Origin of the sequence: Bradyrhizobium sp. CCBAU 53415 (genome assembly GCF_028128735.1) — a bacterium.
Lineage (GTDB): Bacteria > Pseudomonadota > Alphaproteobacteria > Rhizobiales > Xanthobacteraceae > Bradyrhizobium.
This window is the reverse complement of sequence record NZ_LBJF01000014.1, coordinates 1-15,263: the sequence shown is the minus strand read 5'-3', so window position 1 is coordinate 15,263 and position 15,263 is coordinate 1. Positions and strand designations below refer to the sequence as shown.

12 protein-coding genes and 2 pseudogenes are annotated in these 15,263 nt (G+C 64.8%); 4 read left to right on the top strand and 10 right to left on the bottom strand.

Annotation, left to right across the window (positions count from 1 at the left end; genetic code table 11):
• Window positions 1-6: 6 nt before the first annotated feature.
• Both XH87_RS08515 and XH87_RS08510 read right to left on the bottom strand, forming a co-directional pair.
• Window positions 7-1,116 (bottom strand): hypothetical protein, encoded by a 1,110-nt coding sequence (locus XH87_RS08515; RefSeq protein WP_271586909.1) that lies wholly within the window; start codon window positions 1,114-1,116, stop codon window positions 7-9.
• Complete coding sequence (locus tag XH87_RS08510) at window positions 1,116-2,552, bottom strand: MBOAT family O-acyltransferase (RefSeq protein WP_271586908.1); 1,437 nt, start codon at window positions 2,550-2,552, stop codon at window positions 1,116-1,118. Before XH87_RS08510 ends, XH87_RS08515 begins: the two co-directional genes overlap by 1 nt.
• A gap of 250 nt (window positions 2,553-2,802) precedes the next feature.
• Between XH87_RS08510 and XH87_RS08505 the strand changes: the two genes are divergently transcribed.
• Window positions 2,803-4,908 (top strand): S9 family peptidase, encoded by a 2,106-nt coding sequence (locus tag XH87_RS08505; RefSeq protein ID WP_271586907.1) that lies wholly within the window; start codon window positions 2,803-2,805, stop codon window positions 4,906-4,908.
• Window positions 4,909-5,001: 93 nt separating this feature from the next.
• Here the strand turns inward: XH87_RS08505 and XH87_RS08500 are convergent, their stop codons facing one another.
• Together XH87_RS08500 and araD are read right to left on the bottom strand one after the other, a co-directional pair.
• Window positions 5,002-5,721 (bottom strand): ribonuclease activity regulator RraA, encoded by a 720-nt coding sequence (locus XH87_RS08500; protein WP_271586906.1) that lies wholly within the window; start codon window positions 5,719-5,721, stop codon window positions 5,002-5,004.
• Between the two features lie 119 nt (window positions 5,722-5,840).
• Window positions 5,841-7,580, bottom strand: coding sequence for an L-arabinonate dehydratase (gene araD / locus XH87_RS08495; protein ID WP_271586905.1), 1,740 nt, complete (start codon window positions 7,578-7,580; stop codon window positions 5,841-5,843).
• A 267-nt stretch (window positions 7,581-7,847) separates the two neighbouring features.
• On the opposite strand from araD, the pseudogene XH87_RS08490 reads away from it, so the two are divergent.
• Both XH87_RS08490 and XH87_RS08485 read left to right on the top strand, forming a co-directional pair.
• A pseudogene (locus tag XH87_RS08490) lies at window positions 7,848-7,946 on the top strand (response regulator); the annotation flags it as partial.
• Between the two features lie 73 nt (window positions 7,947-8,019).
• Window positions 8,020-11,538 (top strand): PAS domain S-box protein, encoded by a 3,519-nt coding sequence (locus XH87_RS08485; protein WP_271586904.1) that lies wholly within the window; start codon window positions 8,020-8,022, stop codon window positions 11,536-11,538.
• A 157-nt stretch (window positions 11,539-11,695) separates the two neighbouring features.
• Here XH87_RS08485 and XH87_RS08480 read toward each other — a convergent pair whose 3' ends face one another.
• On the bottom strand, window positions 11,696-12,331 hold the full coding sequence (locus XH87_RS08480; RefSeq protein ID WP_035716263.1) for a response regulator transcription factor: 636 nt from the start codon (window positions 12,329-12,331) through the stop codon (window positions 11,696-11,698).
• A gap of 150 nt (window positions 12,332-12,481) precedes the next feature.
• Between XH87_RS08480 and XH87_RS08475 the strand changes: the two genes are divergently transcribed.
• Window positions 12,482-12,784 (top strand): hypothetical protein, encoded by a 303-nt coding sequence (locus XH87_RS08475; protein WP_271586903.1) that lies wholly within the window; start codon window positions 12,482-12,484, stop codon window positions 12,782-12,784.
• A gap of 49 nt (window positions 12,785-12,833) precedes the next feature.
• On the opposite strand, the gene XH87_RS08470 is transcribed toward XH87_RS08475, so the two are convergent.
• The 5 genes and pseudogenes from XH87_RS08470 to XH87_RS08450 form a co-directional block, all read right to left on the bottom strand.
• Window positions 12,834-13,337 carry a response regulator gene (locus tag XH87_RS08470; protein ID WP_035716253.1) on the bottom strand — a complete coding sequence of 168 codons (504 nt, stop codon included), beginning with the start codon at window positions 13,335-13,337 and terminating at the stop codon, window positions 12,834-12,836.
• A 141-nt stretch (window positions 13,338-13,478) separates the two neighbouring features.
• Complete coding sequence (locus XH87_RS08465; RefSeq protein WP_011083221.1) at window positions 13,479-13,796, bottom strand: hypothetical protein; 318 nt, start codon at window positions 13,794-13,796, stop codon at window positions 13,479-13,481.
• Between the two features lie 2 nt (window positions 13,797-13,798).
• Window positions 13,799-14,677, bottom strand: a complete 879-nt coding sequence (locus XH87_RS08460) for a CheR family methyltransferase (RefSeq protein ID WP_271586902.1) — start codon at window positions 14,675-14,677, stop codon at window positions 13,799-13,801.
• Window positions 14,678-14,737: 60 nt separating this feature from the next.
• Complete coding sequence (locus XH87_RS08455; RefSeq protein WP_035716260.1) at window positions 14,738-15,124, bottom strand: response regulator; 387 nt, start codon at window positions 15,122-15,124, stop codon at window positions 14,738-14,740.
• A 32-nt stretch (window positions 15,125-15,156) separates the two neighbouring features.
• Window positions 15,157-15,263: pseudogene (locus tag XH87_RS08450) on the bottom strand (chemotaxis protein CheW); the annotation flags it as partial.

Sequence of the window (15,263 nt, the reverse complement as noted above, 5' to 3'; positions counted from 1 at the left end):
GTTGGGTTAGGGCTGTGGCACCCGATACACCTCGACCTGCGCCTTCAGCTCATCCAGCGACGCGGTCGGCTGCTTCGGATCGACGCGATACTCCCCACTCGCCAGCCATCTGAGCACCATGGCGTCCACCACCGGCGAATGGTGGATGACGTCGCCGTAATTGTTCAGATCGTGCGTGACCGCCTTGATCGCGCGGAAATCGTGCAGGCGCACATTGGGAAGCTGCGTCAGGCGCCGGGCGATGACGGCCGTGAGATCGGTGACGATCTTCAATGTCTCGGGCGAGGCATCACGCATGGCCACGAATTGCAGGATGGAATATGGCGGGAAGTAGATGTCGAAAGTCACGTCGGGGTGACGGGAGATCAGGCCGACGGTATCCTGCTCGAAATGCCTGACCATGACGTCGAAACCGTAGCCCTCGCCGAGGAAGCGGCTGCGAACGGGATCGGTGATGTAGGCGAAGGCGGCACGCGTCTTCTCCGCGTTGTAGCCGCGCGCGACGTCGAAATCCCGCGGCAGCGCATAGATGTCGTCGACGTCGGACAGCGCGAACTTGACCGGCAGAAACGGCGCCGCCCGGGTCAGCGGCTCCCGCAGCGGCGGGATCGAACGCAGCAATGCGAACAGGGATTCCTTCGCCATCGCCGCGTCGAACAGATAGGACGCGATACCCTTGGCCGTTCCGCGATAGAGGTCGACGGAGAGATAGGGATCCGTCTCGATCTCGGCAGCATCGACGAAGATGAAATCATCCATCTCCCAGATGACGCGCCGGGCGCCGCGGTCGATCGCCTGCTCCAGCACGAAGGCCTGCTGGCGCGAATTAGAGCCGGTCATCGCCAGCTTGAGCGAATGGACGCCGAGCGCGCGGTTGATCTCGCTCTGGCGGAAATGGATCGCGAGCGAGGTGCCCATGAAGGCGGTGTCGAACGACTGGCTGCGGATCAGCCCGGCATTCTGCACGCGCGTGTCGTCGGAATAGAAGGCCGCGGCGAGACGCGAGGGACGGAACAGTTGCAGCGGATCGACGACGAAGATCAGCGCAGCCGCGGCCAGCGCGCACACGACGCTCGCGAGGAGAAGACGTCTCACATGGGTGAACGGTGCGCGCATCAGAACCGGAAATAGATGAATTCGCTGTGGCTCTGGATGCCCAAAATGCCGAGCGCGAGCACCAGCGATGCGCCGTAAAGGAACAGCGGCCGCATGCGCCCCGCCAGCAGGGTCGCGCCGACCCTGCGGTTGCCGTGATCGTAGCCCATGATCGCCTGGGTGTTCGGCGCCAGCCACACCAGCGCCGCGTAGACCGACACCAGCACCAGCGCCGCAATCTCCTCGCGGCCAAAGACGATGTCGGCGGGATCGGCCATGGCGCGGAGGATCCGTAGCGCCCATGCGGCGCTCTCGGCGCGGAAGAACACCCAGGCGACGACCACGGCAAGAAACGTCAGAACGGCTCCGACGATTCGGGCCGGGCGCGCCAGTGGCGAGGGGATATGCGGCACCAGCGCGTTGAAGGCGTGATTGAGACAGAGATAGGCGCCGTGCAGCGCGCCCCACACCACGAACGTCCAGGCCGCGCCGTGCCAGAGCCCGCCGAGCAGCATCGTGATCATCAGGTTGGCATAGCGCAGCACGCGACCCCTGCGGTTGCCGCCGAGCGGGATGTAGAGATAGTCGCGCAGGAACTGCGACAGCGTCATGTGCCAGCGCCGCCAGAACTCGACGATGCTGGTGGCCTTGTAGGGCGAATTGAAATTGACCGGCAGGAAGATACCGAACATCAGCGAAATGCCGATCGCCATGTCGGAATAGCCGGAGAAGTCGAAATAGAGCTGGAATGTGTAGGCGAGCGCGCCAAGCCAGGCCTGGTCGAAGCTCGGCGAGCGCGCATCGAAGGCGAGCGCGACCAGCGGCTGGATGCCGTCGGCAAGGCAGGTTTTCTTGAACAGGCCGATCGCGAAGATGATGATTCCGCACAGGGTCAGATGCGCGTCCGCATGTTTCGATTCCTCCCGCTCGAATTGCGGGATCATGTCCTTGTGGTGGAGGATCGGACCCGCGATCAGATGCGGGAAATAGGTCACGAACAGCGCGTAATGCGGCAGCGCATAGGCCGCGACCTGGCCGCGATAGGCATCGACCAGGAACGCGATCTGGGTGAACGTATAGAAGGAGATGCCGACCGGCAGCAGGATGTGGACCGCAACATGCGTGCCGAGCAGCGCGTTGATGTTCTCGGCGGCAAAGCCGGCATATTTGAAGATGCCGAGCACGAGGAGATCGCCGACGACGCCAGAAGCGAGCGCTGCCCGGCGCCGTGACGGATTGAGCTCCGCCATGATCAGGAGATGACCGATGCCGTAGTTGAACGCGATCGAGACCAGCAACAGGGCCACGAACCGCCAATTGCCGATGGCATAGAAGGCCAGCGAGGCCAGCGCCAGCCAGATCACCGGAGCCAGATTGCTGCGCCGGCCGAGCCAGAAGTAGCAGGCCAGCACGACCGGCAGGAACAGCAGGATGAAGGGGTAGGAATTGAACAGCATCAGGCTGGACCGGCGGCGGGGATATCGTCCCTAAAGCATACACGGGGCCGGTCAACAACCCGAGGCCTGGCCGTGCCAGCGCTGGCAATTCCGGTGCCTGTCGCCATATTATGGCCGACCCGCCGCCTTCTACGGCCGTCATTGCCGGGCCTGGCCCGGCAATCCATCGCTGAAGATTTCGTCTTTGATGGATGCGCCGGTCAAGCCCGCGCATGACGAGATGAGTATCGGTGAGACGAACGAGGATCGAGTGACACAAGCCAAGACGCCTTCGAAGCCGCCCGTCGCCCCGCGCCGGCCGCATTCCTTCACGCGGCACGGCATCACCGTGACCGACGACTATGCCTGGCTGAAGGACGGGAAATGGCAGGAGGTGCTGCGCGATCCCAAGGTGCTCGACCCCGATATCCGCAAATATCTGGACGAAGAGAACGGCTACACCGAGAGCCTGCTCGGCCACACCGCGCCCCTGCAGAAGACGCTGGTGCGCGAGATGCGCGGGCGGATCAAGGAGGACGATTCCAGCGTGCCGTCGCCGGACGGTCCTTTCGCCTATTTCCGCAGGTTTCGCGAGGGCGGGCAGCACGAGCTGTTCGGCCGCATGCCGCGCGACGGCGGCGAAGCCCACATCGTGCTCGACGGCGACGCGCTCGCCAAGGACCACAAATATTTCAAGTTCGGCGGCAGCCGGCATTCGCACGACCACAAGCTGCAGGCCTGGAGCGCGGACACCAAGGGCTCCGAATATTTCTCGATCCGCGTACGCGACTGGGGATCCGGCAAAGATCTCGACGATGTCGTCGAGGAGACCGACGGCGGCGTGGTCTGGGCCGCGGACTGCAAGAGCTTCTTCTACGTCAAGCTCGACGACAATCACCGGCCGATGCAGGTGTGGCGGCACAGGCTGGGAACGAGGCAGGCCGACGACACGCTGGTCTATGAAGAGCAGGATGCCGGCTGGTTCACCCATCTGCACGAGAGCACCAGCGGCCGCTTCTGCGTGATCGCAGGCGGCGACCACGAGACAAGCGAGCAGCGGCTGATCGATCTCGCCAATCCCGAGGCGCCGCCGCGGCTGGTCGCGGCGCGCGAGGAGGGCGTGCAATATTCGCTCGCCGATCGCGGCGACGAGCTCTTCATCCTCACCAATGCCGACGACGCCATCGACTTCAAGATCGTCACGGCGCCGCTGGCCGCACCCGAGCGCAGCAACTGGCGCGACCTGATCCCGCACCGCACCGGGCTCTACATCATCGACATCGACCTCTATGCCGGCCATCTGGTGCGGCTGGAGCGCTCGCATGCGCTGCCGGCGATCGTGATCCGCGATCTCGCAACGAGCGAGGAGCACGAGATATCGTTCGAAGAAGCCGCCTATTCGCTGGACACGATGGGCTCCTACGAATTCGACACGGCGAATTTGCGATTCTCCTATTCGTCGATGACCACGCCGTCGGAGGTCTACGACTATGACATGGTCAAGCGCACGCGCGTCCTTCGCAAGCGGCAGGAGATTCCGTCCGGCCACGATGCCGCCGACTACGTCACGACGCGCATCATGGCGACATCGCATGACGGCGCCGAGGTGCCGGTCTCGATCCTTTATCGCCGCGGGCTCGCGCTCGACGGCACCGCGCCGCTGCTGCTCTATGGCTACGGCTCCTACGGCATGGCGATGCCGGCCTCGTTCAGCGCCAATCGCCTGTCGCTGGTCGACCGCGGCTTCGTCTATGCCATCGCCCATATCCGCGGCGGCGCCGACAAGGGCTGGGGCTGGTATCTCGACGGCAAGCGCGAGAAGAAGACGAACAGCTTCGACGATTTTGCCGCAAGCGCGCGAGCTCTGATCGAGACGAAATACACCAGCGCCAAGCGCATTGTCGGCCATGGCGGCTCGGCCGGCGGCATGCTGATGGGCGCGGTTGCCAATCGCGCCGGCGACCTGTTCGCCGGTATCGTCGCCGAAGTGCCGTTCGTCGACGTGCTCAACACCATGCTCGACGACACGCTGCCGCTGACGCCGCCGGAATGGCCGGAATGGGGCAACCCGATCGAGAGCGAGAAGGATTTTCGCACCATCCTGTCCTACTCGCCTTACGACAACGTCGCGGCAAAGGAGTATCCGGCGATCCTGGCGATGGGCGGACTTACTGATCCCCGGGTCACTTATTGGGAGCCCGCCAAATGGATCGCGCGCCTGCGCGCCACCATGCGTGGCGGCGGCCCGGTCCTGCTCCGCACCAACATGGGCGCCGGCCACGGCGGCGCGTCGGGACGCTTCGACCGGCTCGATGAGGTCGCGATCGTCTATGCGTTCGCGCTCTGGGCGGCAGGGATGGCGGAGGCCGGGGTGTAAGTACACCCACCCCTATCGTCCCGGACAAGCGCAGCGAAGCGGAGCGCAGATCCGGGACGACAGCGGAGAATATCGCGCTAACTTCGGGCCGCATTACCTTCCGTTCTTCTTCCGCCATTCCGCGAAATCGATCAGCGTCTGCGGGTCGGTGGCGGGATAGAGGCCGAAGATGCCGCGGCCCTTGCCGACTTCCTCGGTGACGAAGTCCTCGAACGCGGTCATCTCGAAGGTCTCGTTGGCGATCTCATCCGCAAGATGCGCGGGGATGACGATGACGCCGTCGGCATCGCCGAGAATGACGTCGCCGGGAAACACCGGCGCATCGCCGCAGCCGATCGGCACGTTGATCTCGATCGCCTGATGCAGCGTGAGGTTAGTCGGCGCCGAGGGACGGTGATGGTAGGCGGGAAAGCCGAGCCGGGCGATCTCGGCGGAATCGCGAAAGCCGCCGTCGGTGACGACGCCGGCGACGCCGCGTTTCATGAGCCGCGTGACCAGGATTGCACCGGCCGAGGCCGCGCGCGCATCCTTGCGACTATCCATGACCAGCACGGCGCCCGGCGGGCAGTCCTCGACCGCCTTGCGCTGCGGATGCGAACGGTCCTTGAACACCTCGATGGTGTTGAGATCCTCGCGCGCCGGCATGTAGCGCAGCGTGAAGGCCTCGCCGACCATGGTCGGCTGGTCTGGGCTCAAGGGGCGGACATCCTGGATCATCTGGATGCGCAGGCCGCGCTTGAACAAGGCGGTGGCGACCGTGGCGGTGGCGACGGATCTGAGCTTGTTGCGGGTGGCTTCGCTGAGTTTGGTCATCGTGCTCTCTCTTCGCGTCATTCCGGGGCATCGCGAAGCGATGAGCCCGGAATCCATAACCACGATCGGGAGTATAGATTCCGGGCTCGCGCCAGGCGGCGCGCCCCGGATCGACGGGGCTAGTAAATCGACGGCTCGCCGATCGGCGCGCCGAAATCGGTCTCGAGGAAATCGAAGTCGCAACCGTCATTCGCCTGCTTGATGTGCCTGGTGAACATCCAGCCATAACCGCGCTCGAAGCGAGGCTCGGGCTGCTTCCAGGCGGCGCGGCGCCTGTCGAGCTCGGATTCGCTCACGTCGAGATTGATCGTGCGCGCGGCGACGTCGAGCGTGATGCGGTCGCCGTTCCGCACCAGCGCCAGCGGACCGCCGATGTAGGATTCCGGCGAAACATGCAGGATGCAGGCGCCGTAGCTGGTGCCGCTCATGCGCGCATCCGAGATGCGCACCATGTCGCGCACGCCCTGCTTCACGAGCTTGGTCGGGATCGGCAGCATGCCCCATTCCGGCATGCCCGGCCCGCCCTGCGGCCCCGCATTGCGCAAGATGAGAATATGGTCCTCGGTGACGTCCAGATCGGGATCGTCGACCGCCTTCTTCATCGCGGGATAGTCGTCGAACACCAGCGCCGGTCCCGTATGCTTGAGGAAGCGCGGCGCGCAGGCGGAAGGCTTGATGACGCAGCCGTCGGGCGCGAGATTGCCCTTGAGCACGGCAAGCGCGCCCTCCTTGTAGATGGGATTGTCGGTCCCGCGGATCACGTCGGCGTTGTGGACCTCGGCGCCCTCGATGTTCTCGGCCACCGTCTTGCCGGTGACGGTGATGCAGTCGAGATGCAGATGCGGCTTGATCTGGCCCATCAGCGCCGGCAGGCCGCCAGCATAGAAGAAGTCTTCCATCAGGTAGGCGTCGCCGCTCGGCCGCACATTGGCGATGACGGGCACCCTGCGGCTCGCGGTCTCGAAATCGTCGAGGCCGATGTCCTGGCCGGCGCGGCGGGCCTGCGCGATCAGATGGATGATCGCATTGGTCGAGCAGCCCATCGCCATCGCAACCGCAATCGCGTTCTCGAAGGCCTTGCGGGTCTGGATCACCTTCGGCGTCAGGTCCTCCCATACCATTTCGACGATGCGGCGGCCGCATTCACTGGCCATGCGGATGTGGTTGGCATCCGCGGCGGGAATCGAGGAGGCGCCCGGCAGGGTCATGCCGATCGCCTCCGCAATCGCGGTCATGGTCGAGGCCGTGCCCATGGTCATACAGGTGCCGTAGCTGCGGGCGATCCCGGCCTCGATGTCGAGCCAGTCCTTGTCCGAGATCTTCCCGGCGCGACGCTCGTCCCAATATTTCCAGCCGTCGGAGCCGGAGCCGAGCGTCTTGCCCTTCCAGTTCCCGCGCAGCATGGGACCTGCCGGCAAATAGATTGCCGGAATATTCATCGAGGTCGCCCCCAGCAGCAGCGCCGGCGTGGTCTTGTCGCAACCGCCCATCAGCACCACGCCATCGACGGGATGGCTGCGCAGCAATTCCTCGGCATCCATCGCCAGCAGATTGCGATAGAGCATCGTGGTGGGCTTGAGCAGCGATTCCGACAGCGACAGCGCCGGCAGCTCCAGCGGCAGGCCGCCGGCCATCAGGATACCGCGCTTGACGTCGTCGACACGCGATTTGAAGTGCATGTGACAGGGCTGCGCGTCCGACCAGGTGTTGAGGATCGCGATGATCGGGCGATCCTTCCACTCCTCCGGAGCATAGCCCATCTGCATGGCGCGGGAGCGGTGGCCGAATGAGCGCAGATCGTCGGGCGCGAACCAGCGCGCGCTGCGGAGCTGGTCGGGCGTCTTCTTCTTGCTGGTCATTTTATTCCTTGTCCGTCCGAAGAATTCGCCCTGCTCTTCTCACAGGCCATCCATACCCGGCAAGGCGCTGGGCGAGCCGAAGGCGAACCTCTGCTATGCACTCAGGCGTACATACGGACGGTGCAGCGCAATAAATCGACGGCCTCAGGCCGGAGGGCCTCCGAAGTGCTTGCCGGCAGACGAGAAACCGCGCAACCATTTCACGTTTTTGATGGCTGTGATTATGGTCGCTGGGGACTTTCCCCACCGACCTGGAGGATTTCAGACGTGGCCAACATCCTGATCGTGGATGACGATCCGGCCTTGGAGATCACCATCCAGCCACGGGAACGGGCTGGTCATCACGTGACGGTCGCCGGCGATGGCTGCAGATGACCAGGACATCCCCTCCGCTCCGAGCCAGACCAGGCACGATACGGCAAGCCCGGCGAAAATCCCCATGAGACCAGCAACGACGCTGGCAACGCGGCTGGCCATCGCGATGATCCTGCTGGTGGCGGTGACCGTGGCCGCAGTCGGATGGCTGGGCTATCGCAACACCACACAGGCCGTCATTCCGCGGGTCCTAGAGCGGGTTGAAGCCCAGTCGCACCTGCTCGCGAGCAATCTCGAATCCTACGTTGCCGGCGCGCGCGGCGATCTGATCGGCTATCGCGCCGCAGCGGCAATCAATGGCCTCATCCGCGCTCGCACCGGTGGTGGAATCGACCCCGCCGATGGCGTCTCGGAACGAACCTGGCGCGAGCGTATCGCGGCGCGGCTCGCGGCCGAGATCGAGGCCAAGCCCATCTATGGGCAGTTTCGGATCATCGGTGTCGACAACGACCAGCACGAACTGGTCCGTGTCGATCGCTCCGGGCCGAACGGAGGAGCACGGATCGCCCCGGACGGCGAACTGGAGCGCAAGGGCGACCGAACCTACTTCAAGGAAACGATGCGGCTCGGGCCCGGCGAGATTTACGTGTCTCCCGTCGATCTCGCGACCCGCCACGGGGGAACCACGGCCGCTCACGCTCCGACTTTGCGGGTCGCGATGCCTCTGTTTACAGCCGACGGCAAGCCGTTCGGCATCATCGTCGCCAATATCGACATGCGCCCGGCACTCGACCGCGTCCGCTCGAGCGCGACCTCAGGAGGAGAGATCTACCTCGTGAATTCGCGCGGCGATTATCTCATCCATCCCGATCGCGCGCGGGAGTTCGGCTCGCTGCGCGGCCACCGCACCAACTGGCGCGATGATTTCCCGTTCTTCTCGGCCTTGGCCGGCACCACGGACCTATCCACACGGCTCATGACCGACGAGTCGGGCCGGCCGAACGGCGCGGCGATCGCGCCGGCGCTGCTGGCGGGCAAGGAATGGGTCGCGATCATCGTGACCATTCCCCCGGCCGTCTTCGGCCGGGTGCCGGCCGCCATCCAAAAGACGTCCGTGCTGGTCGGCGTGCTTGCCATCCTCGCCGCGGCGGCGCTCGCGGTGTTGCTGGCGCGTTCATTGACCCGCCCGATCGGCCGCCTGACCGCGGCCGTGGAGGCGATCGGCCGCGGAAAGCCGGCGAACATCCCCGTCGATGCCAGCGGCGAGACGGGCGTGCTGGCGCGGGCTTTCGCGCGGATGGTCGAGGAGACGCGGGTGAAGACGGCCGCCCTCGAGCGCGAAATCCGGGAGCATCGCCGCACCGAGGCCGCGCGAAGCCATCACGCGGCGCGCGAGAGGCTGTTCAGCGCCGCGGTGGAATCGTCCGACGATGCGATCGTGATGCAGACGCTCGATGCGGTCGTCACGGGCTGGAATCCGGCCGCCGAACGCCTTTACGGCTATTCGGCGGATGAGGCGATCGGCCAGCCCACGTCGATCATTGTCCCGCCCGACCGCCGCGAGCATGGCAAGGACTATTTGCGGCGGATCGCGCGGGGCGAGCCGATCGAACGGTTCGAGACGGTGCGCCTGCGCAAGAACGGCACGCCGGTCGAAATCTCGCTCAGCCTCTCGCCGATCAGGGGACCATCCGGCGAGATCGTCGGCGTCTCCGGGAGCGCGCGCAGCCTGACCGAGGCCCGGCGCGCCGAGCGGGCGCTGCAGCACCAGATCGAGGAGCGGCGACAGATCTTCGAGACATCGCAGGACCTCATCATGATCATGGATGCGCGGGGCCATATCGCGCAGATCAGCCCGAGCAGCGAAGCCATTCTCGGCTACCGGCCCGCCGAGATGATCGGCCGCAGCGGCGCCGATTTCATTCATCCCGGTCATCTGGAGCAGTCGCGCGCCGAGATGCGCGCCTTGCGGCGCGGCGAGCGTCCAAAGCTCGCCGACACCCGCTGCATCCACAAGAGCGGCCACGAGGTCTGGCTGTCCTGGCTCGGCAACTGGTCCGAGCCGGCGCATCGATTTTTCTTCGTCGGTCGCGACATGACCGAGGCACGGCTCGCGCAGGAATCCCTGCGCGAGAGCGAGCGGCTCGCCCGCAACATCGTCGAAACCTCGCTCGACGCCTTCGTCCAGACCGACGAGACCTCTAGCATCCTGAACTGGAATTCGCAGGCGGAACGGCTCTTCGGCTGGCGCCGGGACGAGGTGCTCGGCAAGAACACGATCGATCTGATCGTCGCCGAGAGCGAACGCGAGAGGGTGAGGGCGGGGCTGAAGCATTTCCTCGAGAACGAGGACGGCAGGACGCTGAACCGCCGCCACGAGCTCATGTGCCGCCGCCGAGACGGCAAGGAATTCAGGGCCGAGCTGAGCGTCACCGCCCTGAAGCGCCGCGAGGGCCTGCTGTTCAACGTCTTCTACCGCGATCTCACCGACAAGATCGCCGCCGAGGAGCGCATCCGCCATGCCGAGAAAATGGAGGCTGTCGGCCAGCTGACCGGCGGCGTGGCGCACGACTTCAACAACATTCTCACCGTCATCACCGGAACGATCGAGATCCTCGCAGAGGCGGTCGCGAAGGAGCCGCAGCTCGCGGCCATCACGAAGATGATCGACGAGGCCGCCGCGCGCGGCGCCGATCTGACCCAGCACCTGCTCGCCTTCGCGCGCAAGCAGCCGCTCCAGCCGCGTGAGATCGACATCAACTCGCTGATCGTCGACACCGCGAAACTGTTGCGGCCGACGCTGGGCGAGCATATCCAGATCGAATCGGTGTTCGAGGACGAGAATTGCGTCGCAATCGTCGACCCCAACCAGCTCACCACCGCGATCCTCAACCTCGCGCTCAATGCGCGCGACGCCATGCCCGGCGGCGGCAAGCTGATCCTGGAGACTGGCGCCGCCTATCTCGACGAGGTCTATGCCAACGTCAACGACGTTCGCCCCGGTCATTACGTGCTGATCGCCGTGAGCGACACCGGCACCGGGATCCCTGCGAACATGCTGACCAGGGTGTTCGACCCCTTCTTCACCTCGAAAGGACCAGGCAAGGGCACCGGACTCGGGCTTTCGATGGTCTACGGCTTCATCAAGCAGTCCGCAGGTCACATCAGGATCTACAGCGAGGAAGGCCACGGCACCACGATCAAGATGTACCTGCCGCCCGGCAAGACGCCGACGGCGGTCGGCGAGGGCGTGACGCCGGCGACGATCGAGGGCGGACACGAGACGATCCTCGTGGTCGAGGACGACCGGCTGGTGCGGGACTACGTGCTGGCGCAACTGCATTCGCTGGGTTACGTCACCTTGCAGGCCGCGAACGCCGCGGAGGCGCTCGCGATCGTCGCCACCGGAAAGCCGTTCGACCTCCTGTTCACCGACGTCATCATGCCCGGCAAGATGAACGGACGGCAGCTCGCCGACCAGCTGACGAAGACGCGCCCGGATCTCAAGGTGGTCTACACGTCAGGCTATACCGAGAACGCGATCATCCATCACGGCCGGCTGGATTCGGGTGTTCTGCTGCTGGCGAAGCCCTATCGCAAGTTGGATCTGGCGCGGATCATCCGCAAGGCGCTGAGCGGGTGATTGCTCTCGTGTCCCGGACGCACTGCGGCGCGCAAGCGCTGCTGTGCAGAGCCGGGACCCAGAATGTTGAGCCGTGAAGTTGGAGAGACGGGCTCCGGCTCAGCAGCACATCATTGCATGATGCGCTGCGTCCGGGGCACGAGAGAGAATCAGCCACTTACGACGCGCGCTGGGCCGCGGTCATCACGATGCGGATCAGATCAGCGGCATTGCGCGCGCCGAGCTTCTTCATGATGTTGGCGCGATGGTCCTCGATGGTGCGCGGGCTGATGCCCAGCGTACGGCCGGCTTCCTTGTTGGATGCACCGGAGGCGAACTGCTCCAGCACCTCGCGCTCCCTGCGCGTCAACGGCTCGCGTCCGGGGAAATGCAGCGAGCCGAACTTCGGCGCCGCATTCTGCGCCTGCCTGCGTGCATAGGCGCCAATCGCCTCGTCGAGCCGGCCGACGATCTCGCTGCCGCGGAACGGCTTCTCGATGAAGTCGAGGGCGCCGCTCTTGATCGCGCCCACCGCCATCGCGATGTCGCCCTGCCCGGAGATCATGAAGATCGGCGCCGGATAGTCCTCGCCGTGCAACTCCTTCAGGATGTCGAGACCCGACTTTCCGGGAATGTGCACGTCGAGCAGGATCGCAGCCGGTGTGCGATTTCGCGCGACGGAGAGCAGCGCCGCGCCGTCCGCAAAACAGATCACCTCATAGCCCGCTGCCTTCAACACCATCGACAAGGTGTCGCGAACGGCAGGGTCGTCGTCGACCACGAAGATTTCACCGCGAGAGCTTTGTTCGGCCATGTGCCACATCCCGTTGGCATGACGGACTCGCGTCCGCGCCAATCGTTTATGGCGTTAGGCGCGGATTCGGCCCACCCGTATTTGTACGGGACATGGACTTAACGCACAAGTAGCGACGAGGTGCCTAATTGCGGGACACGGAGAATACCCATGCTAAATTTCGCTGGCACACCCCCGCTTGTGACGACGTCTGCAACCGACAGCCGTCAGTTGATCGCGGCCGAGCTTCGCTCTCTGATCGCGCGCATCGAGATCAGCATGCGCCTGATCGACGCAGCCATGGCGGAGGAGGACGTGGCTGGGCACCTCGGCGTCATCGCGGGTTCCACCGAGATTTTTGTGCTCGACGACGTCACGCCCCGTTATGCCGCGGCGAGCGCCGCGCTCAATGCCTGCCGGGCGGGGCTCGACCACGCCCTGCAACAATTGTCGGAATCCGTCAGCCCGGCGTAGGTCGATCGGCGGCGGAGCCGCCCAGCCGATTGCATGGCAGCTCCGCGCCTCAGGCGCGGTGCCGTTCCACGATCGCGTCGGTCGCGACACCCCCCCAGGTATGGATCGCCGGCAAGCCCATCGCGATCTTGCCGAGATTGGCGAGGCTGATGCGCAGAGCCGCGAGGTCGAGCGGCTTCGGCAGGCTCTGCAGCTCGATCCCGACGGAGCGGGCGAAGCTGCGGGCGGCACTGCGGCGTTTGCCGTCCATGCCGCTGATGACGATCACCGAGCCCGAAAATTTTGCGCTCGCCATTTCGCGCAGCACGTCGATGCCGTCGCCATCCTCCAGCACGAGATCGAGCGTCACGCAGTCAAAGCGCGCGGCGCGGAGCTTCTCGATCGCGTCCGCCACGGATGGCGCCACGGTGACTTCGTGGCCGGCCTGCTTGGCGGCGACCGCGATCAGGCGGCGCTGCGTGGCGTCGTCGTCGACCACCAGGAGCTGAAGCGCACGTCGCTCGGCGACGTCAGGCAGGTTCGACGGGATGGGGGAAAGGGAACTTCTGGGCATTTCCGTATCCTGAGATTGAGACCTTCAACGGATACACGGATCGCGCTTAGGCCACGTAAAGCTGTTGCGGCCAATTGATTCGAATGCGTTCAGCAAATGTGGGGCAACGTGGCGGAAAGAGTGGCGACAGCTGCGGCCGGATCACGCCGCGGCGTCATGACCGCCGGCCGCACCGCGCTTCTTCCTGTTCTTGCCGCGCAGGAACTGGATGTCCATTTCGGCGCCGTTGACGCGGACCAGCTCGCAGCGGCGGTAGGCGAGGCCCGTTGACGACAACAGCAGGAAGAACTCCTTCAGATTCAGTCCCTGGATCGAGCCCTCCACCGTGAGGATGGCGTCGGTGTCGGAGATCGCGTTGAGCTTGCAGTCGCGCCGCCAGGTGCCGTCGATGGCCATGATGCAGACATCATAACCGCGGCTGAACGTCACGCGTTCCGCGCCCTTGCCATCCTCGGCCATGCTTATTGTCCCGCCATTGCCGCCAAGCGCGGCGCCACACCGGCGGGCATCGGCCTGGCCGCTGCCGCACGCGGGTCGTTCGGCTTGTAGAGGCCGCGCCGCTCCGGAATCGGCCTGAACGTATCGGTGAGACCGACCACGGTTTCGGCGGCGCCCAGCACCAGGAAGCCGTCCGGCTCGATCTGGCGCGCCAGCCGGTTGAAGATGTTGATCTTGGTATCCTGGTCGAAATAGATCAGCACGTTGCGGCAGAAGATGACGTCGAAGGTGCCGAGCTGGGCAAAATCGTGCAGCAGGTTGAGCTGGCGATGCTGAATCATCGCCCGCAATTCGGGATTGATCTGCCAGGTCTCGCCGGTCTGCTTGAAATACTTGACCAGCATCTGGATCGGCAGGCCCCGCTGCACCTCGAACTGGCTGTAGACGCCGGCCTTGGCCTTCTCCAGCACCTCTTGCGACAGGTCGGTCGCGATGATCTCGACGCGCCAGCCGGTGAGGGCCGCGCCCATCTCCTTCAGGCACATCGCCAGCGAATAGGGTTCCTGTCCGGTCGAGCCGGCGGCGCACCAGATGCGGATGCTGCGGCGGCCGGCCCGGGCCTTGATGATCTCGGGCATGATGGTGTCGCGGAAGTGGTCGAACGGGACCTTGTCGCGGAAGAAGAAGGTCTCGTTGGTGGTCATGGCCTCGACCACGTCGGTGATCAGCGTGCGCGAGCCGGCCTGCAGCTTCTGCACGAGCTCGGTGATGCCGGGGAGCCCGGCCTTGCGGGCGAGCGGCAACAAGCGGCTTTCGATCAGATATTGCTTGTCTGCGGACAGGTCGAGACCGGAATTATCCTTCAGAAACTTGCGCAGATACTCATACTCGGTCGGGGTCACTGATGGCCTCTCGGAAGCTGCACTGGAACATTCTGGCCCGAACACGCAGGCCAGACACACTCAGACCATGGTTTGTCCGACCGGTATCAAACCTACTTCAGCGAACTTGTCGGCGATGATGTCCTTGTCGAAGGGCTTCATGATGTACTCGTTGGCGCCGCCGCTGAGCGCCTGGGCGATATGAGCCACGTTGTTCTCGGTGGTGCAGAACACCACCTTGGGCTGGTCGCCGCCGGGCAGGCGGCGCATGTGGCCCATGAACTCGAAACCGTCCATGACGGGCATGTTCCAGTCGAGCAGGACCGCATCGGGCAGCTGCCGCTGGCAGATCTCGAGCGCCTTCGAGCCGTCCTCGGCCTCGGTGACTTCGAATTTCAGCCCTTCCAGGATCCGGCGCGCGATCTTGCGTACGACGCTGGAATCATCGACCACCAAACATGTCTTCATTTTGGTTCTCCGGCTTCGATGGTTTCGTTGGCTCAGGCAGCCATCTGCGCTTTGGTTTCGAGCTCGAGGACGCGATCGACGTCGAGGACGACCATGAGCTGTCCGTCGAGGCGGTGGACGCCGCCGGCGAGCTTGGCCA